General features: G+C 61.7%; 17 protein-coding genes and 1 pseudogene. 8 read left to right on the top strand and 10 right to left on the bottom strand.

What is annotated here, in order from left to right; genetic code table 11:
• The first annotated feature begins 248 nt into the window (after positions 1-248).
• Positions 249-926 carry a helix-turn-helix domain-containing protein gene (locus DW136_RS01395; protein ID WP_233508976.1) on the top strand — a complete coding sequence of 226 codons (678 nt, stop codon included), beginning with the start codon at positions 249-251 and terminating at the stop codon, positions 924-926.
• 143 nt (positions 927-1069) lie between these two features.
• Here DW136_RS01395 and DW136_RS01390 read toward each other — a convergent pair whose 3' ends face one another.
• Positions 1070-1924, bottom strand: a complete 855-nt coding sequence (locus DW136_RS01390; protein WP_117716169.1) for a MurR/RpiR family transcriptional regulator — start codon at positions 1922-1924, stop codon at positions 1070-1072.
• Positions 1925-2261: 337 nt separating this feature from the next.
• On the opposite strand from DW136_RS01390, the gene DW136_RS01385 reads away from it, so the two are divergent.
• Both DW136_RS01385 and DW136_RS01380 read left to right on the top strand, forming a co-directional pair.
• Complete coding sequence (locus DW136_RS01385; protein ID WP_117629667.1) at positions 2262-2798, top strand: PTS glucose transporter subunit IIA; 537 nt, start codon at positions 2262-2264, stop codon at positions 2796-2798.
• 235 nt (positions 2799-3033) lie between these two features.
• A complete protein-coding gene (locus tag DW136_RS01380) occupies positions 3034-3591 on the top strand; it encodes a hypothetical protein (RefSeq protein WP_117629668.1) in 558 nt (185 codons plus the stop codon).
• Between the two features lie 276 nt (positions 3592-3867).
• On the opposite strand, the gene DW136_RS01375 is transcribed toward DW136_RS01380, so the two are convergent.
• The 8 genes from DW136_RS01375 to trxA form a co-directional block, all read right to left on the bottom strand.
• Positions 3868-4536 (bottom strand): HAD family hydrolase, encoded by a 669-nt coding sequence (locus tag DW136_RS01375; RefSeq protein ID WP_118288917.1) that lies wholly within the window; start codon positions 4534-4536, stop codon positions 3868-3870.
• A 105-nt stretch (positions 4537-4641) separates the two neighbouring features.
• Complete coding sequence (hypE, locus tag DW136_RS01370) at positions 4642-5676, bottom strand: hydrogenase expression/formation protein HypE (RefSeq protein WP_118093985.1); 1035 nt, start codon at positions 5674-5676, stop codon at positions 4642-4644.
• A gap of 84 nt (positions 5677-5760) precedes the next feature.
• Positions 5761-6873: a hydrogenase formation protein HypD gene (gene hypD / locus DW136_RS01365; protein ID WP_233546508.1), complete on the bottom strand. Its 1113-nt coding sequence runs from the start codon at positions 6871-6873 to the stop codon at positions 5761-5763.
• Complete coding sequence (locus tag DW136_RS01360) at positions 6873-7133, bottom strand: HypC/HybG/HupF family hydrogenase formation chaperone (protein WP_118288916.1); 261 nt, start codon at positions 7131-7133, stop codon at positions 6873-6875. Before DW136_RS01360 ends, hypD begins: the two co-directional genes overlap by 1 nt.
• Positions 7134-7264: 131 nt before the next feature.
• A complete protein-coding gene (hypF, locus tag DW136_RS01355) occupies positions 7265-9733 on the bottom strand; it encodes a carbamoyltransferase HypF (RefSeq protein ID WP_118288915.1) in 2469 nt (822 codons plus the stop codon).
• 102 nt (positions 9734-9835) lie between these two features.
• Positions 9836-10348, bottom strand: coding sequence for a nickel-responsive transcriptional regulator NikR (gene nikR / locus DW136_RS01350; protein ID WP_199580128.1), 513 nt, complete (start codon positions 10346-10348; stop codon positions 9836-9838).
• Position 10349: 1 nt separating this feature from the next.
• Positions 10350-10598 carry a hypothetical protein gene (locus tag DW136_RS01345; protein WP_118080198.1) on the bottom strand — a complete coding sequence of 83 codons (249 nt, stop codon included), beginning with the start codon at positions 10596-10598 and terminating at the stop codon, positions 10350-10352.
• 221 nt (positions 10599-10819) lie between these two features.
• The gene (trxA, locus tag DW136_RS01340; RefSeq protein ID WP_117564566.1) at positions 10820-11140 is read right to left on the bottom strand and encodes a thioredoxin; all 321 of its coding nucleotides are present in this window, start codon (positions 11138-11140) and stop codon (positions 10820-10822) included.
• Positions 11141-11276: 136 nt separating this feature from the next.
• On the opposite strand from trxA, the gene DW136_RS01335 reads away from it, so the two are divergent.
• The gene (locus tag DW136_RS01335) at positions 11277-11852 is read left to right on the top strand and encodes a hypothetical protein (RefSeq protein ID WP_117564541.1); all 576 of its coding nucleotides are present in this window, start codon (positions 11277-11279) and stop codon (positions 11850-11852) included.
• Positions 11853-11870: 18 nt separating this feature from the next.
• Here the strand turns inward: DW136_RS01335 and DW136_RS01330 are convergent, their stop codons facing one another.
• Positions 11871-12935, bottom strand: a complete 1065-nt coding sequence (locus DW136_RS01330; protein WP_158571416.1) for a sensor histidine kinase — start codon at positions 12933-12935, stop codon at positions 11871-11873.
• Between the two features lie 193 nt (positions 12936-13128).
• On the opposite strand from DW136_RS01330, the gene DW136_RS01325 reads away from it, so the two are divergent.
• The 4 genes and pseudogenes from DW136_RS01325 to nadA all read left to right on the top strand — a co-directional run bounded on the left by DW136_RS01325 (position 13129) and on the right by nadA (position 17519).
• A complete protein-coding gene (locus DW136_RS01325) occupies positions 13129-14235 on the top strand; it encodes a hypothetical protein (RefSeq protein ID WP_233503821.1) in 1107 nt (368 codons plus the stop codon).
• An 82-nt stretch (positions 14236-14317) separates the two neighbouring features.
• Positions 14318-14545: pseudogene (locus DW136_RS10090) on the top strand (transposase); the annotation flags it as partial.
• Complete coding sequence (locus DW136_RS01320; protein WP_158566293.1) at positions 14446-15498, top strand: IS3 family transposase; 1053 nt, start codon at positions 14446-14448, stop codon at positions 15496-15498. The pseudogene DW136_RS10090 and the gene DW136_RS01320, both read left to right, overlap by 100 nt.
• A gap of 995 nt (positions 15499-16493) precedes the next feature.
• Entirely contained in the window at positions 16494-17519 is a 1026-nt protein-coding gene (gene nadA, locus DW136_RS01310; RefSeq protein WP_118288914.1) for a quinolinate synthase NadA, read from the top strand.
• Positions 17520-17551: the final 32 nt, after the last annotated feature.

Raw genomic sequence — 17551 nt, 5'->3', positions numbered from 1 at the left:
CTCGGATTGGGTCATAGTGTCTGTCGTTGCCAAGACATCGGCACTCCCGTTGCTGGCAAGGGGCGGCACTTGGGGACGTTCCTTTTCTGCCGGCACCTGGGGACACTCCTGATGTAGTCGTTGGGGACGTTCTTGATGTAGTCGTTGGGGACGTTCTTAAATGACTACTGAGGATGAGCGTCCAAAAATCCGCGCTCGTTCGATTGGCGCATGTCTACGCAGCGTAGGTTGTCGAGCCTGGCCTTCAAATGGATACTGACTGTCGAACCGGTTCACTCCATTTCTTCAACTTGATTGGACAGCCCATGAACCAGACACGGCAAACCAATGCTTCCCATACTTTTTTGGCAGCGCATGCCATCAAGCGGCTGCGCGAAGAGCGCGGCCTCACCCAGCGCGCCCTGGCGGAAAGCCTTGGCGTGACCGATAAAGCCGTCAGCAAGTGGGAATCCGGCCGCGGCCTTCCTGACATTTCCCTCGTTGAGCCTTTGGCCCAGAGACTCGGCATAAGCGTGGCTGAGCTTTTGGCTGGTGACATTCGGGCTAACGCCAACCGTGCAGGCAATATGCTCAAAGGCGTCTTTTACGTTTGCCCTATCTGCGGAAACGTTGTGCACGCGCTCGGAGAAGGCAGCTTTAGCTGCTGTGGCTCCACGATGTTTCCCCAGGAGGCCGAAGAGCCGGACGCGGACCATGCCTTTTCCATCGAGCGCATCGAGGACGATTGGTACGTCACGCTCGATCATCCCATGACCAAGGATCACTACATTAGCTTTGTGGCATATGCGACTATGGACGGCATCAGCTTTAAGAAGCTCTATCCAGAGCAATCGGTGCAGCCGCGCTTCCATATTACCGGGCGCGGCAGAATATTTCTTTACTGCAACCAACACGGACTCTTTACGTCGCTGACGCCTCGCAAATAACGGCTGTCTATCCGCCCTCCTCATGCGTTCCCAGGGGACCCAAAATGAGCGTGGATAATCTCCCGGTTTTGGCTCGGTGACGGCCTCAAAGTGGGAGATTGTCCACGCTCGTTAGTTAAGCGTCCAAAAATCCACGCTCGTCGCTACTTGAGCCCGGGCAGGCGGGTGTAGGGAAACGATTGCTCCAGGAACTCGGAGCAGCGGGCGTAGTCTTTGGCAAAGTAGCTGCTGTAGAGCGAATCGAGCACGTATTGCACGGCGATGTGGCACGCGAACTGTGTGATGCGGTGCGTCATGCTCTCGTGGTCGCTCACCGTGAGGTAGGCGGCAAAGCCGGGGTGAATACGCGCGCAATGAGGCGTGCCGATGACGATGGCCGGGACATGCCGACTGCTGATGATCGGCAAGATGTCCTTGAGGTTGGGGGCAAGGCCGCTGTAGGAGATAGCGATTGCCACATGGTCGGGGCCCGAGGCAAGCGCCGTGCGCACCTGGGCTTCGGCATTGTCGTGGCACGTCGCACTTTTACCGTCGGAGAGTAGGCGATCGCGGAACATTCCTGCTGGATAGAGGTTGTGCGAGCCCGTGAAAATATCGACCTGTCGGGCGTTCGCGATGAGCTTGGCGGCGTAGTCGAGCTGTGCGGGGTCGAGCAGCTCCTGCGTCTCGGCCAGCGTAGTCTGGTAGAGTCCTTCCATACGCTCCATGACCTGCGCGGGGGTGGACGTAGCATCGAAGGGAAAGTCGATGTCCACGTCGCGACGGTTTCCCGCCTCAGTTGTCAAGCGAATAAGCTCGACCTTGAGATCCTTGAAGCCCTCGAGGCCGAGCTTTTTGCAAAAACGGTGCACGCTCGCAACGGAAACGTTGGTGCGCGCGGCAAATTCCTTAATAGAAAGCCCGCGGATGTCCTCGCCGATGGCAAGGGCCGCAATGCCGGGTTGTTGCTCGGTGGGGGTGAGGCCCTGCGCCTCGGTAATCTTGCGTTTGATATCCATGCGAACTCCCACACTTGCCAAACCTGGCAAAAAGGAACGGGTTTATTTTGGCACGTTTCGGTCGGTATCAGGAAGTGTCAGGGACGGGGCGGCGGCGGTCCGTGGGCGCGAAAAGAAGTGTCGGGTTTGGCGCGCCCGCTTCTGCCCGTTCCGTGCGCAGACGATACTCGGCTTATCGAGGGTTAATCGACAATATGAGAACCACTGGGGAAAAGGTTTTGGGAAGGGCTTGAAAGGGCTTGCGATTCGAGCCCTCGCCTTAGTATTTTGGCCATTTGGCACTATAATCACCATAGGCATGCGCATAACGTTGCGCTGAATCAAGAGGAGAAAACGTATGGGTCTGTTTGACATGTTCAAGAAGAAGGCTGAGCCCGCGGCTGCCGCTGCTCCGGCCTCCATCTCTGCTTCTGCCGGCGCCGACGTGCTGTGCTCGCCCGTCAAGGGCAAGGTCATCAAGATGGCCGACGTGCCCGATCCCGTCTTTGGTGGCGAGGTTCTGGGCAAGGGCTGCGCCGTGTGGCCCGAGGACGATCTGGTCTACGCTCCCTGCGACGGCAAGGTGACCGTCACCATGGGTCACGCCGTGGGCCTGCAGTCCGATAGCGGCATCGAGGTTCTGGTGCACGTTGGCGTCGATACCGTCAACATGAACGGCGACGGCTTCGAGGGCTTCGTCAAGGCCGACGATGTCGTTAAGGCTGGCCAGCCCATGCTCAAGATCGACCGCGCCAAGATCGCCGCTGCCGGCTACAAGGACTGCGTCGTCGTGGCTGTGTCCAACACCGCCGAGTTCGCCGACGTCGAGCTCGCCGTCGAGGCTGACTCCGCTGTCTCCGCTGGCGATGCCATCGTCAAGGTCGTCCGCAAGTAGTCTGCGGCAACATAAGGGTGTTTTGGGGTGGTCGGGTTATCCGGCCGCCCTTTTTTATTGCAATGCGGCGGAACGTTTTATTGCGCGTTGGGCGGACCGGTAAACCGTTCGGACGTTAAATCGAGCCGACTGCGCCTTTGCTTTGCCGGGGGTGTTCGTTATCGGCTAGTATGGCCTTATTGTTACGACGCGCACCGCGTCGGGAAGCGCGGTGCCGCTTGTTGGGAGGAATGTCATGAAGAAGAAGCTGCTGCTTGCGCCCCTGATGGCTGTTCTGGTCGCGTGCGTGGTTGTGCTTTCCGGCTGCGGAGGTCCTTCGGTTGAGGAGCTCATCACCGAGGATCTTACGACGCAGTTTGACGAGGTCAAGAACGGCGGCGACGACTTCCTCGCCGGCCTGGAAGAGGCCTCGGGCGACGAGTTCGAGCAGCTGGGCATCGATCCCAAGGAGTACGCCAAGAGCTATCTCGAGGGTTTTGACTACAAGATCGGCGATGTGACGGTCGACGAGGACAAGGGCACCGCGACTGCCGATGTCACCATTACCTGCAAGTCCATGAACAAGATCGTTGAAGATTTCGCCACCCAGTATCAGGAGAAGATCGCGGCGCTCGATACGATGCCTTCCGAGGACGACCTGTACAAGATGGCCGGCCAGGTCATGGTCGACGTGACCAAGGCCGCTAAGACCAAGGACACCAAGGTTACCTTCAAGTACACCGCCAATGACGATGGCGAGTGGTATGCTGACGATTCCGCAACCACCGAGATGATGAATGCAATGATGAACTAGGGGAGTTACGCGGTAGTTCGTTGCGGCGTTTTACCAAACGCCGCAACTGCTCGACGCTGCAAACGCCCCTAAGCGGCAATCTGACGTTCAATTTCAAGGGCGCGACCAGAAGGTCAGCGCCCTTTCATTTCACGTCACCTTGCTCGCTTAGGGGCGTTTTCGCTGTCCGTCCTCTACCTGCGACGTTGCCATTGTTTGACCAGTCGTTTAAGAACGTCCCCAACGACTACTTTCCGCGCAACGGCATTGCGGCGGCTGGGTTGGGCAGCGCTGGCGTTACTCGCCCAGGATCAGCGCCGCGAGCTCTTCCTGCGTGTCAACCACGTAGTCGGCACCGGCTGCTTCGAGCTCTGCGCGGCCTCGGAAGCCCCAGCTGACGCCCGCACTCTTAAGGCCGGCGTTGTGGCCGGTCAGGATATCGACATTGGAATCGCCCACATAGAGCGTGGTTGCCGGGTCGGCGCCTAGCTCTTCCATCACATGCAGCGTAACAGGCGCCTCGGGCTTGGGAGGAAACGCATCGACGCGGCCCTGCACCAGCGCAAAGCGCTCGGAACCAAAGTATTTTTCGATAAGCGGAGCGGCCGAAACATGGTCCTTGTTGGTGAGCACGGCAAGCTGCACGCCCGCGGTGCGCAGGCGGTCGAGCATCTCGATCGTACCGGCGTACGGTGCGGTGTGGTCCTCCTTGTGCTCGCCGTAGTAAGCCCTAAACTCGGCAAGCGTCTGCTCAAACATACGGCCGTCGCCCGCATACTCGGCAGGCATAAAGCGCTCGACCAGCTTGAGCATGCCGTTTCCCACCTTGTAGCGGTACTCGTCTACGGCAAACGTGGGCCAGCCGTGCGTCTCGCAGGTATGGTTGCCGGCGGCCGCCAGGTCCTCGAGCGTGTTGAGGATGGTGCCATCCAGATCAAAGATCACATGGGAAAAAGCTGCTGCCATGGGTGCTCCTGCCGCTTGAGTTGTAAAACGCACCCCATGATACTTGGCATGCGTGCCGGGCATGTTTGGAATCTGAATATCTTTAATAGCCCTGAGCCTTTGTCGTTAGCAAATCCTCGGCAGCTGCTCTCCTACGAGCATGTCGAGGATGCGGGTCGAGCCCCAGCCGGTGCGCACGCGCACGGCGGGGCGGGCGTCCTCGGCAAGCGGCAGCACGCGACCGATAATAGCGGCATTCTCGCCGTAGCGCGCGGCGCGCATGGCTGCCAGCGCGGCATCGGCCTGCTCGGCCGGCACCACGGCAACCATCTTGCCCTCGTTTGCTACCTGCAGCACGTCATAGCCGAGCATCTCGCAGGCTGCCTGCACGTCGGGGCGCACAGGCACGGCATCCTCGTCGACCTCCATGGCAACGCCGCTGGCCTGGGCAAACTCATTGAGCGTGGACGCCAGGCCGCCGCGCGTGGGGTCGCGGAAGCAGCGTGTTTCGGGTGCTGCGGCAAGCACATCGGCAATCAGGTGGTTGAGCGGCGCGGCATCGCTTTCGATGGTGCTCGAAAACGCCAAGCCCTCGCGTTGGCTCATGATGGCGATACCGTGGTCGCCCAGCGTACCCGATACCAGAATGACATCGCCGGGCTGGCAGTTGGCGCCGCTGAGCGCTACGCCCACGGGCACTTCGCCCACGCCGGCGGTATTGATGTAGACGCCGTCGGCCCCGCCGCGCTCGACCACTTTGGTGTCGCCGGTGATGATCGCCACGCCCGCCTCGTGCGCCGTCTCGGCCATCGTTTGCACAATCTGGCGGAGCTTATCCATGGGATAGCCCTCTTCGAGGATAAAGCCGCACGATAGGTAGCGTACGTTGGCGCCCGAGGTCGCGACGTCGTTGACGGTTCCGCATACAGCGAGGCGGCCGATGTTGCCCCCGGGGAAGAACTGCGGCGAGACTACAAAGCTGTCGGTCGACATGGCGATGCGCCCGCTCGTGGGCAGCGCGGCGACGCCGGCATCGTTGCCCTCGAGCAGCTCGGGCGACCCAAAGGCATCCAAAAAGACCTCATCGATGATGCGTTTCATCATCTGACCGCCAGAGCCGTGGCCCAACAGGACAGTGCTATCGGTGGCAGTACGGGACATATCGAAAACTCCAATCGAGGACGGAATTATATGGGTGAGGTGCAGCGTCGACCGGCCCGCCGTTCGTTAGAGCGGCGGAACCCATTAGCCTCGGTAGCGGAAATATGCTGCACAGCTGCCCTCGGAACTCACCATGCAGGGGCCGATGGGATGCTCGGGTGTACAAGCTTGGCCGAACAGAGGGCAGTCGCTCGGCGTAATGGCCCCGCGCAGCACGTCGCCGCAGCGGCACCCACGCGGCTCGACCGTCGTCTCAACGGGCACGTCAAAGCGAGTGCGGGCATCAAAGCGCGAGAACTCGGGGCGGATGGAAAGGCCCGAGTTGGCAATCGGCCCCAGCCCGCGCCATGTGGTGTCGCACGGCTCAAACACCTGCTCGACCAGCTGGCGCGCCACGGGGTTGCCGTTCGCATTGACACCGCGGCGGTAGGCGTTGTCGATCGCCGGCCTGTTCTCGACAACCATCTGGACCAGCATGCAGATGCCCTGCAGGATATCGACCGGTTCAAATCCCGTGACCACACCCGGGGTATTGAACTCATCGACCAAAAACCCAAAGGGTGCCAGGCCCGTGATGGTAGCGACGTGACCAGGCAGGATAAAGCCGTCGATGGTCGTCTCGGGGTCGTTGGAGATCGCACGCAGGGCCGGCGGCGTGGTCTTATGGGCACAGTAGACCGAGAAGTTCTGGAGTCCGCGTGCATCGGCCTCCAAAATGGCGGCGGCGATGGTGGGCGTCGTGGTCTCAAAGCCGACGCCCATAAAGATGACCGGGCGATCGGGGTTGTGTTCGGCGATATCGAGTGCATCGAGCGGGGAGTACACAATGCGAATATCGCGCCCCGCCGCCTTTTGCGCGGCGAGCGAGGTAGACGACCCGGGCACGCGCATCATGTCGCCAAAGGTGGTGATGATGGCGCCGTCCATCTTGGCGAGCGCGATTGCATGGTCGATATCGCGGTTGGCGGTAACACAGACGGGGCAACCCGGACCGCTCAGCAGTTTGAGCCCGGCAGGCATAATGGAGCGAAAGCCATAGCGACCGATGCTCACGGTGTGCGTGCCGCAGACTTCCATAAGGTTGATGGTGCGGTCGCCGACGAGTTCACGGATGCGCTCGATGAGCTCGCGAGCCAGCTTGGGATCGCGGAATGCCGAGAAGTCGATACCGGAGCGAGCCGGCTGTCCGGCCGCCACTAGTAAGCCTCCGCCGGGTTGGTGGCCAGCTGGTCTTCTTCGACCAGTTCGGTCATGGTATTGACGAGCTCGAGCGTCTCTTGGGCTTCCTGCTCGTCGACAATCTGAATGCCAAAGCCGGCGTGCACGAGAATATAGTCGCCTACCTGTGCCGTCGGCACGAGGCGCAGCGAAACGGGGCGCTCGATGCCCATCATGTCGACGGTCGCCTTAAGGTCGTCGTCGCGTTTGACCACTTTACCGGGAACGGCAAGGCACATAATGTTCCCCTTTTATACGTTTTGCGCTGGACAGGCGCCTAATTACCCATCAGTTGATGGTAGCGCTCGCGGAAGTCACGAGCAAACGCGTTACACCTGTGAGACGGCGGCGCGCAGGCTGGCAAAACGGCCTATCGCGATGCTGTCTGCGCAAGGCGAGCGCGAGCGATGGCGGCCTGACCGTAGGCGATGCAGCCGTCGTTGACGGGCACGGAGTGGGGGACCAAGACGGCAAGACCGGCGTCTTTGAGTTCGTGGGTAAGGAGCTGAAGCAAAAGTCGGTTCATGAACACGCCGCCCGAGAGCGCGACGGTATCGATGCTTTCGCGCGCGCAGATTTCGCGTGCGATTCGTGCCGAAGAGCGCGCGATGGCGATATGGAAATCGAGCGCGAGCCTGTAGGCCGCAGCGCCGGCCCTGATTCCCTCCAAAAGCGCCTCAATAAGCGATCTGGAGTTTAGAACATGGTGGGCGTCCGGACGGGATGATTCGGTTACGGAAAAGCCGGCTATATTGCCGGTGAGGCAGGCACTTTCACTGCTGAGCGCGCGCCAGGCGGCGGCTTCGAGTTCTATGGCGGGTTCGCCCTCGTAGGTTGCCTTGTCGCAGATGCCCAGAATTGCTGCCGCGGCATCAAAGAGACGCCCCATGCTGCTGGTACGCGGGCTGTTGATGCCGCGCTCGATCATGGTGGCTGTCACGCGGCGCGTTTGCTCGTCGAGGCTGTCCAAAAGCCGAGCGGCACCTGGGTGCTCGAGCAGGCCGAGCTCACTGAGCAGGGCAAAGGCGTTGCGGCGGGCGTCGCGTACGGACGCTACGCCACCGGGTAGGGCCCAAGTGCGCAGATGCGCTGCGCGCTCAAAGTCAGCAAGGCCAGCGACAAGAAACTCGCCGCCCCATATGGTGCCATCGGTGCCGGCGCCCGTGCCATCGAAGGCAATGCCGAGGACGCGCGCCTCGGGCGCAAGCTGGCCTGTGACAATCGCTTCTGCCATCACGCTCGCGATGTGCGCATGATGGTGCTGGACTTCGATAAGCGGCAGATTGTGCTCCCGTGCCTGCTCGCGCGCCCACTGACCCGATAGATAACTGGGGTGTACATCGCAGGCCAAGGCGGCGGGTGCCAAGTCAAAGAGATCTTCCAAGCGCGTGCGCGCGGCGTTCCAGGCATCGAAGGTCTCGCCGTTTTCAACATCGCCGATATGCTGCGACACAAAACAGGTTGTCTCGCCGTTCGTCCCTTCACGCGTGAGTGCAATCGTGGCTTTTTGTTGTGGCCCACAGGCGAGCACGCAGGACGGAGTGCCGTCGAGCGCCGGCAACGGCAGCGGCTGGGGTGCATATCCGCGAGCGCGGCGAACGGGCATAACAGCGCCGTCGACCACGCGTACCAAAGAGTCGTCGTAGCGCGAGAGGATCGCGCGGTCGTTACCGAGCAACGCGTCGGCGATGCCGGCGGCAACGAGGCGTTCCCAGGCAAGGTCGTCGTCGGTCTCGATGGGTTCTTCGCTCAGATTTCCGCTGGTCATGACGAGCGCGTGCATGCCGCGGGTTTCTGCCGCGGCAAGCAACAGATGCTGAAGCGGGGTGTAGGGGAGCATGACACCGAGCTCGGGAAGGTCGTGCGCGACGGAATGCGCGAGCGCGAGGGCGTCGGGGGAGCCGCCGCTCTCGCAAGCGGCACGTCGGCGCAGCAGCACAATGGGGCGAATGCTGCCGGCCAGCAAGCCGCGCTCAATGTCGTTGACATGGCACAGGCGTTCAACGTCGGCAAGGTCGCGCACCATAACGGCAAGCGGTTTGTTGCTGCGGCGTTTGCGGCGGCGAAGCTCGGCTACCGCCTGCTCGTTGGAGGCGTCGCATGCCAAGTGAAATCCGCCCAGACCCTTGATGGCGACGATGCCACCGTCGGCCAGCAGCTCAACGCAGCGCTCGATGATAGCGTCGCTGGCCTCGCGTGTGGTACCGACGGCCGGTGTCGCGGACGAATTCCCGCACGCATTGCCGTTCACAGCCTCGCTCCACGTAATATGCGGCCCGCAATCAAAGCAGGCATCGGGCTGCGCGTGAAAACGCCGGTCGAGTGGGTCGGCATACTCCGCGGCGCACTCGGGACACATGGGAAAACAATCCATCGAGGTGGCCGCTCGATCGTAAGGCAGCGAGCGGATGATGGTAAAGCGCGGCCCGCAGTTAGTGCAGTTGATAAAGGGGTAGTGATAGCGTCGGTCGGTGGGGTCGAACAGTTCGCGCAGGCAGTCGTCACAGGTGGCGATATCGGGAGAGATGAGCGTCGTGTGCACGGTCTGATCCTGCGACGCTACGATACGAAAGGCCCGCTCATCGTCGGCATCCCAACCGTTGGCTGCCAGGTCCACAACCTCGACATGCTCTACGCGGGCTGCCGCAGGCGCATGCTCAGAAAGCGCGTCAACAAAAGCATCGAGCGCATCGGCCAGAGCATGCGCTTCGATGTGCACGCCGTCGCCCGCATTGAGCACCCAGCCGCAAATGCCATGCGCCATAGCCTCGCGATACACAAACGGTCGCATGCCAACGCCCTGCACAATGCCCGTCACATGAATATGCACATGCCGCATGCGACACCCCTCATCAAAACCGACCAAAAAGGGACAGGTTTATTTTGGTCGGTAAAACTTCTAAACCTGCCACAACAAACCTGTCCCTTTTTGGCAGGTGCGCTATAGCCCCAGGCTTTGCTTGGTGGCGGCGCAGGTGAGCTCGCCGTGCTTAACGCCGCGCAGGCCCAGCAGTCGGTCGGCTAGTTCGTAGACGCGCTCGCCGCGACCCTTGAGCGCCAGAATCTCCAGACAGTTGTGGTGATCCAGATGCACGTGCATCGTCGATACGATTTCGTCGGTGTAGTCGTGCTGCACCTCATCCAGGCGGCGTGTCAGGTCGCCTGTGTGATGGTCGTAGATCATGGTGAGCGACCCGATAACGTGCTCATCGGGCGTGCGCATCTGCTCTTTGGCGATCGAGGCGCGAATCAAATCGCGGACTGCCTCGGAGCGGTTGGCCACGTCGCCGCGGCGCGCGATCTGTTCGTCAAAACGGCGCAGCAGGTCGTCAGGCGCGGTGACCGAAAAACGGACCAGCTCGGAGCCGGAGCCACTACAGCGGCAGCCCGCGTCGCCGTCCGCCCCGTGCGGATGCTCGTGCTCGTACCCGCAGCCGTGCTCGTGTTCGGCCACGTTACACCAGCTTCACGGAGCCGACGGAGTTGTGGTCGGCCTCGATGGCCTCTTCGTAGCCCTCGAGTGCGTCGTGGGCCTCGTGCAGCGCGGTCATGGCTGCCTCGAGCTTGGCGCCGATGCGCTCCATGTCAAAATTCTCGGTCGCATGCAGCAGCTGATGGCTCCACTCGTGAGCGAGCTCGATGGTGTCGTCGACCTGCTTGACGCTCATGGCAAGCTGGCTCATGTTCATTCCAACATCATGCATGGGAAATCTCCTTGTGTAGGCGGTAATCCGGCGGTTCAGATTTTACTACGCCCGCTCTGCGCGCCACTGCATAAGAAAACGGGTGCGAGTCTGTGCGACTCGCACCCGTTCACTGGGGGCTGTTTGTGACTACCATACTATCCGTGGTCGCACGCGCCGCACCCGGCAGTCCGGCGAGCGGTACAAAACCGCTCATGGACGGCGGGTAAGTAACAAGCGTATTACAGATGCTTCTCCAGCAGCGCCTGCAGCCTCGCCTTGGGCAGAGCGCCGACCGAGCGGTCGATCTCCTCGCCGTTCTTAAACACAATCAGCGTGGGGATGCTCATGACGCCATACTTCATGGCCAGGTCCTGGTTGTCGTCGACGTTGCACTTGGCCACAGCCAACTTGCCGGCCAGCTCGTCGGCAACCTCGTCTACGATGGGCGAGAGCGAGCGGCAGGGGCCGCACCACGGGGCCCAAAAATCAACCAGTACGGGCAGGCTATCGTTGACGACAGCGCCGAAGTTCTCGGGGGTAATCTGCTTAATGTCAGCCATGGTGACCTCCATAATACGACGCGGCTCGGCCGCGTAAAACTCAGTACGACCGTGCTTATACCCAGCGGCCCGCAAAGCAACCACTCGCGGGCGGCTCTTTTATATAATGGTGGGCACGCAAACGATTGGAGAGCGCATGCCCACGTCACAAAGCCAGAAAAAAGAAGCCATCGCTCAGGCGACCGAGCAGGAGCTCGCGTCGCTTGCAGATCGCGGTGTGCGTATCGCGGGCAACGCGTGCTCGCCGATTGTGCTGGTCAAAGGCGATTTGGATGAAGCCGAGTGCTCGGGCGGCGAGCTGGCCGCCGGCGCGGATGGCGCCGCGTTGCGCAAGGCGCTCGGTGCCATCGGATATGCCCCCGAGGATTTTTGTGTGCTGGCAAGCGTCGCCGGCGCGGGCGACGGAGCGGTCGCGGCGGGCGAGGCCCTGACGTGCGACCTGTTCCGCGAGGCGCTGGAGACCTTGGACCCCGAGGCGGTGCTGCTGCTGGACAACAGTGCGGCCGATGTCATGCGCGAGACCTATGCCGATATGCTTGTGGCAATTGATGACTTTGACACCGCCATGCTCAAGCCCGGCCTGGTCGCCCATGTGCAGGGGCGCCGCGTGCTGGCGCTCGACGGTTTTGAGGCGGCGCTCACCGACAAGGCCGCCAAGCAGCGCATGTGGGCCTACATTAAGCAGCTGACCCCGGCGGCTGCACCGCTGTAGCGAGGTTGGCGGCAGCCCCTACATCACGGCGCGCAGCTCAAACCGGTCGCCGTTAATGCGGAACTGGCAGTTGCCGTTCATGCGCTCGACGGCAAGCATAATGCTCTTGGTGCCAAAGCCGTGCCCAGTGTGCTGAGCCACGGGCATGCCGTCGACCATGTGCGGCGCACGGCCAAACGTGTTGGAAACCAGCAATAGAAGCTGACCGTCTTCGTAGCGAAGGTCCAGGTCGACAAACCGCTTGCCTTCGGGGGCGGCGCTCGCCGCGGCGATGGCATTGTCCAGGGCGTTCGATACCACACTGAATAGATCGACATCGCCCACGTGGACGGTTTCGGGCACGGCGGCGTGCAGGTCGGCGGTGATGCCGTGCGCGTTGATGTCCGCGGAAAGCGACGAGAGCGCAATGTTGACCGTTTCGTTGGCGCAGTAGCGGCGCACGGCGGTGCGGTCGTTGGTCTCGCAGAGCGCGTCGATGCGCTCGAGTGCCTCATCGGTGTGACCCTCTTCGATCAGGGCCGCTAGACCGCGCAGGTAGTGGCGCATGTCGTGACGGAGAACCGAGAGCTCGCGTCCGGACTGGCGCCAGGCTTCGAGCTCTTTGATGGCCGCGCTGTCGCGGGTCGCGAGCATCCAGCGCTCGCGCTCGGCGATTTCCTTTGCCTCGTATTCGCGAAGGTAGACGGCAAGAAACATAAGGTAGAACGCGCAGAGGGCGAACGCCAAAAACTCAACGGTTACTACCGAGCCCGAGTGGAAGAGCGTGGTATAGACGTTGGTGGCGTAGTCGAAGATGTAGTAGACGAGCGGCAGGATGAGCAGAATCTCCAACTCGGTGGGGCTTTTGGCCGCCAGGCGCGGACCGATGTCTCTGGCCCAATGCAGCAAGATCGCAAAGACGCCGAGCGTCGTGATGATGCGCGCCGCGTAATATGCGATTTGCGAATCGGTGGCAGCGAATGCGGCGATGCCCATCCAGTTGCTAAACTGGCAGCTCAGGTAGGCGCTGGTAACGCCCAGGATGGCGAGCAGCGGACTCAGGCGATAGCGTACGCACAGGTAGACGACAAGCGGCAGATGCATGACGAGTGGATAGGCCTGTCGGGCGAAAAGCTCGCCGCCGACGGCATTGGCGAGGCCGAATGCGCATCCGGTTACGGCGCCGACCCCTACCAGCTTCCACCGTATGCCGAAAACACCCGGACGATGCCGTGCAGATCGCTTCGCTCTGCTATAGTCTCCCAAATTCACGTTTTCTATTGGGATGGTGGTTAATATGGGCGACATACTCGAATCGTTCCTGCGCGTGGCGATGGTGGTGTTCATCGTCGGTCCGCTCACTGCATGGGTCGCCCGTCGCGGCGCGCGCGAGCGCAGTGAGGCGACGGACAGCCTCGATCGCTTCACGGTGCGCATGCCCGCTGCCATTCGCACGATCATCGCCTGCTGCGCCGTCGCGTTCGAACTGCTCATGCTGGGTGTCTACGTCTGGCAGGGCGTCTCGTTGGGCGAGTGGGACCACGAACTTGTGTGGTTCGGTCACGCCATGGCGCTCGCGGGCATGGCCATCTGGGCCCTGCTGAGCATCCCGCGCATCGACGTGGACGGTGAGCGAATTCTCTCGCGTAACGCCTTCGGCATCCGCAAGGAGACGACGTTTGGCAACATCACCCGTGCAACGCTTCACACGCAGATGATGAGGATCGACCTGTTCGAGGGCGACCGGAAGTTCTGCTCGATAAGCCTCGAGGGGGTGTGCTCGCTCAACCTCCTCGCCCGTCTGGAGGAAGAGGGCATCGAGGTCTCGGACGCTGTTGACGGCCCGATGACCAAGGCGGGTCTGTGTTGGTCTGCCATCAAGCCGTTGACGATTGTTTTCAACGGTATGGCGCTCGTCTTCTCGCTCGTGATCGCCTTCATGGCTGTTTTCACCGACGCCGGTGCTCGTCTGCTCCTGCTCGTCCCATGCCTCTTCCTGTTCATAGGGGGACTCCTGCCTCTGCTCATGCTCAGCATGCCCGCCCGTGGTATCTACGAGATCGGCAGACAGGAGCGCGAACTCGGTTTCTCCTTCGCCGAGGAGATGGCGAGCCGAGGTGCCACGGGCACCTCGCTTGTCGACGACGATTGGTTCATCGAGATCAGCAACGCCCGCGTCGTGGCGTTCCGCCGCGATTATCTCAAGAAGGTCACGGCGCACGAGGATAGCGAGAGCGGCGACCGTTGCACGGTGACCACGAAAGGCGGTCGCAAAATCAAGGTGTACGCAGCGGGCAGCACGCTCGAGGACCTGCGCTCGTGGTTCAAACAGGGTGCCAAGGCCAGAAGCACGCTCGACCGTGCAGAGGACGTGCTCGAGACGACGTCTGATTGGGTTGTCTGACCTGTATCGTCTTTTCGGACACGCATGCTAGAGGCCCAATCCTTTAGAATGCATTCATCGACGACCGAGAGGACGGTATGCTATGTCCAACCCAGCCGCCAAGTACACCGACGAGTTCAGGCGCGAGACCGCCGACTACATCATCTCGACGGGCAGGCCGATAACGGAATGCTGCGCAGAACTGGGCCTGAATTCCAAGACCGTGAACAAGTGGGTGCAGAGCCGCCGGCGCGAGCTTGCCGGCGGGCCCGACCCCAAGGCCGAGGACCGCGAGCTTCGCGAGGCGAAAAGGCGCATACGCGAGCTCGAGATGGAGAACGCCTTCTTGAAAAAAGCCGCGGCCTTCTTCGCCAAAAGCCAGGCGTAGCCGCATGCTACCGGATGATGTTGGCGGAGAAGGCCGAATTCCCGGTGAAAATGATGGCCCGCGTGCTCGGCGTGAGCCGATCGGGCTTCTACTCGTGGCTCTCCAACGGCTGCCCGCGAGAAGACTGGTCGGCCGAGCGCGAGGCGGTCCGGCGCGTGTGGCTGGAGTCGGACCGCAGGTTCGGCTTCCGGTTCGTGAAATGCTTCCTGCCCGGCGAGTTCTCCGGATTGACCCTGTACAGGGTGCGCAAGCTGATGCGCGAGCTGGGAATACGCGGCTGCACGCCCAACGCCAGGAAGCGCACCACCATCCCCGACCCGAAGGCCAGGCCCCGGCCCGACCTGGTGCGCCGCGACTTCACCAGTCCCGTTCCAACCTGCAAGCTCGTGGGCGACATCACCTACCTGCGCACCGGCGAGGGATGGCTGTACCTGTCGACGGTCATCGACCTCAACACCCGCATGGTGGTGGGCTGGTCGCTCTCCGAGCGCATGACCGCCGACATCGTGGTTTCGGCGCTGGCGTCGGCCAAATCGCGCGGCTACGTGGCCGGCAACGCGATATTCCACGCCGACCGCGGCGCCCAGTACACCAGCAGGCTTCTGGCCGAATGGGCGCGCGACAACGACGTGCGGCTGTCCTGCAGCCGCGCCGGCAACTGCCACGACAACGCGGTGGCCGAGTCGTTCCTCGCCATGCTGAAGAACGAGATGTACTACAGGCGCAGCTTCCCGACCAGGGATTCCGCCAAGCACGCGGTGGTCGAGTTCATCGAGGCGTACTACAACCGCCGAAGGCCCCGCTCGACGATCGGCTACAAGGTGCCGGCCGAGGCCATGGCGGCCTTCTTCGAGAGAACCGAGCCCAAGCTCGAGGCCATGCCTATGGCCGCTTGATTTCTCGAGCTTGCGTGTCCGAAATCTTGACACAGGTCAGAAGGCCTCGATGCCAGCGCTGCGCCGATATGGGGCAGCGGCCCCCCCGTTGGCCGCCATGGCCCTGACTTCCGAGCGTATGCTGGCGCCGCTCGTCTTAAGACGTCGACCTCCATCCGGAGCCTGCGGTTCTCGCGCTCGGGCTCCAGGATCCGGTTCTACTCGGGCGTGCGGTTGTCGGCGGCGCGCGGCGAGCCGGTCTCGTTTATCGACTTGACCCGCCTCTCCACGGTGCTCTTGTCGAGGTCGCACTCGTCCATGGCCTCGCGCCTGGGCTTTCCGGCGTTGTGGAGATCGACTATCTTCCTCTTGAACTCGTCGGTGAAATGCCTCGGTCTGGGGCCGGTCGAGGCCGAGCCCCCGGTCCGGCTGGGGTAGCATGTCGCTGCGGACCATTGTCTTTCCTCTCGTTGAATATCTAGGCGCTGACGATTCTAGGCGATGGCCCTCTCTTGCTGCTTACACCTCGATTGTGCTCGCTACCCCCAGCGGGCCCGGATCGAGCGATTCGGACCCGCTTTTGGGGCCTGCCGGAAACCCGGTGGTCAAAAAGGGCCAAATATGAGTACTGTTACCAGTTTGGTGGCAGCCAAATGGCCTCAAAAATCGGTGCCAGAGGCCAAAAGTGCATCGATTTTCGTTCTTCAGAGTCGCGATCGGGCTCCAAACAAGGCGATTTTGCTGCTCTGGACCGGAAAATCGATGCTACTAATTTGGTGACAGTACTCATATTTGGCCCTTTTTGACCACTGCCCCTTGGTCCAGGACAAAACGGGCTGCCCGAATCATGGGGCGGGTCCATTTTCGGCTGTCCTCAGCTTGCCAGTTCGAAAATGGACCCGCCCCAAGATTGAATCTTTATTCCAACTTTACACCTGGCTTTACAGCTGTCTTGTCAGCTGTAAAGCCAGGTGTCATACTAAAGCCCCAAGATTCGCCAAAAGAGAGGGGCCTTGATGGCACAGAGCGCGAACATGGATGCATCGGAGCTTGCACGCGATATCGCGGCCGGCCTAGCATCGGCAACGACGGCAACGGAGCGCGCGGCACTGGTGCCCGCAGAGCTCGTCGAGGCCATTCAGCAACTAAAAGCCCAACGTGACGCGGTAATCCTGGCGCACTACTATGTGGCGCCCGAGGTCCAAGCCGTTGCCGATTACGTCGGCGACAGTTTCTACCTGGCAAAACTCGCCAAGAGCCTGCCGCAGCAGACTATCGTGCTGTGCGGCGTGGAGTTTATGGGCGAGAGTGCCAAGCTGCTCAACCCCACCAAGACCGTGCTGCTGCCCGAGCCGGGCGCGGACTGCCCCATGGCGCACATGGTCAAGCGTGAGACGGTCGACGCGGCGCGCGCCGAGTGCGGTGACGACCTTGCCGTGGTCTGCTACGTCAACTCCACGGTCGAGATCAAGAGCTGGAGCGACGTGTGCGTCACCAGCTCCAACGCCGTCAAGATCGTGTCCGAGCTGCCGCAGCAGCACGTCCTGTTCATCCCCGACCAAAACCTGGGCCGCTTCGTAGCCGAGCAGGTGCCGCAAAAGCACGTCATCCTCAACAACGGCTACTGCCCGCGCCATCACATCATCACCGTCGAGCAGATCGTCGACGCGACGGAGGCCCACCCCGACGCGCTCGTGCTGGCGCATCCTGAGTGCAAGGCCGACGTCCTGGCCGAGGCCGACTACATCGGCTCCACCGCCGGCATCATCAAGTATGCCGAGGAGTCCGACGCCAGCGAGTTCATTATCGTGACGGTCCGCGGCGTGCTCTACGAGCTCGAGCGCCGCTGCCAGGGCACCGGCAAGAAGTTCCACTTCCCCGCGGTGAAGCCCACCTGCGTCAACATGGACCTCATCACGCTCGAAAAGCTCGTGCGCTGCCTGGAGACGGGCGAGGGCGAGGTGCAGATCGGCGTCTCGGACGAGGCGGCAGACCAGGCCAAGCTCACGCTCGACCGTATGCTCGAGTACGCAGCGCGCTAGAACAATGTGACATGAGGGACAGTCCCGCATGT

Source organism: Collinsella sp. AM12-1 (assembly GCF_003472325.1).
Lineage (GTDB): Bacteria > Actinomycetota > Coriobacteriia > Coriobacteriales > Coriobacteriaceae > Collinsella.
This window is presented reverse-complemented; position numbering and strand designations above follow the sequence as displayed.

Excerpts from the sequence above, each read along its gene's own strand:
- hypE (WP_118093985.1), bottom strand. The coding sequence starts at position 5,676 with ATGTCCCGTACTGCCACCGATAGCACTGTCCTGTTGGGCCACGGCTCT.
- DW136_RS01380 (WP_117629668.1), top strand. The coding sequence starts at position 3,034 with ATGAAGAAGAAGCTGCTGCTTGCGCCCCTGATGGCTGTTCTGGTCGCG.
- DW136_RS01360 (WP_118288916.1), bottom strand. The coding sequence starts at position 7,133 with ATGTGCCTTGCCGTTCCCGGTAAAGTGGTCAAACGCGACGACGACCTT.
- DW136_RS01375 (WP_118288917.1), bottom strand. The coding sequence starts at position 4,536 with ATGGCAGCAGCTTTTTCCCATGTGATCTTTGATCTGGATGGCACCATC.
- DW136_RS01385 (WP_117629667.1), top strand. The coding sequence starts at position 2,262 with ATGGGTCTGTTTGACATGTTCAAGAAGAAGGCTGAGCCCGCGGCTGCC.
- DW136_RS01345 (WP_118080198.1), bottom strand. The coding sequence starts at position 10,598 with ATGCATGATGTTGGAATGAACATGAGCCAGCTTGCCATGAGCGTCAAG.
- DW136_RS01330 (WP_158571416.1), bottom strand. The coding sequence starts at position 12,935 with ATGCATCTGCCGCTTGTCGTCTACCTGTGCGTACGCTATCGCCTGAGT.
- DW136_RS01395 (WP_233508976.1), top strand. The coding sequence starts at position 249 with ATGGATACTGACTGTCGAACCGGTTCACTCCATTTCTTCAACTTGATT.
- nadA (WP_118288914.1), top strand. The coding sequence starts at position 16,494 with ATGGCACAGAGCGCGAACATGGATGCATCGGAGCTTGCACGCGATATC.
- DW136_RS01335 (WP_117564541.1), top strand. The coding sequence starts at position 11,277 with ATGCCCACGTCACAAAGCCAGAAAAAAGAAGCCATCGCTCAGGCGACC.
- trxA (WP_117564566.1), bottom strand. The coding sequence starts at position 11,140 with ATGGCTGACATTAAGCAGATTACCCCCGAGAACTTCGGCGCTGTCGTC.
- DW136_RS01390 (WP_117716169.1), bottom strand. The coding sequence starts at position 1,924 with ATGGATATCAAACGCAAGATTACCGAGGCGCAGGGCCTCACCCCCACC.
- DW136_RS01325 (WP_233503821.1), top strand. The coding sequence starts at position 13,129 with ATGGGCGACATACTCGAATCGTTCCTGCGCGTGGCGATGGTGGTGTTC.
- hypF (WP_118288915.1), bottom strand. The coding sequence starts at position 9,733 with ATGCGGCATGTGCATATTCATGTGACGGGCATTGTGCAGGGCGTTGGC.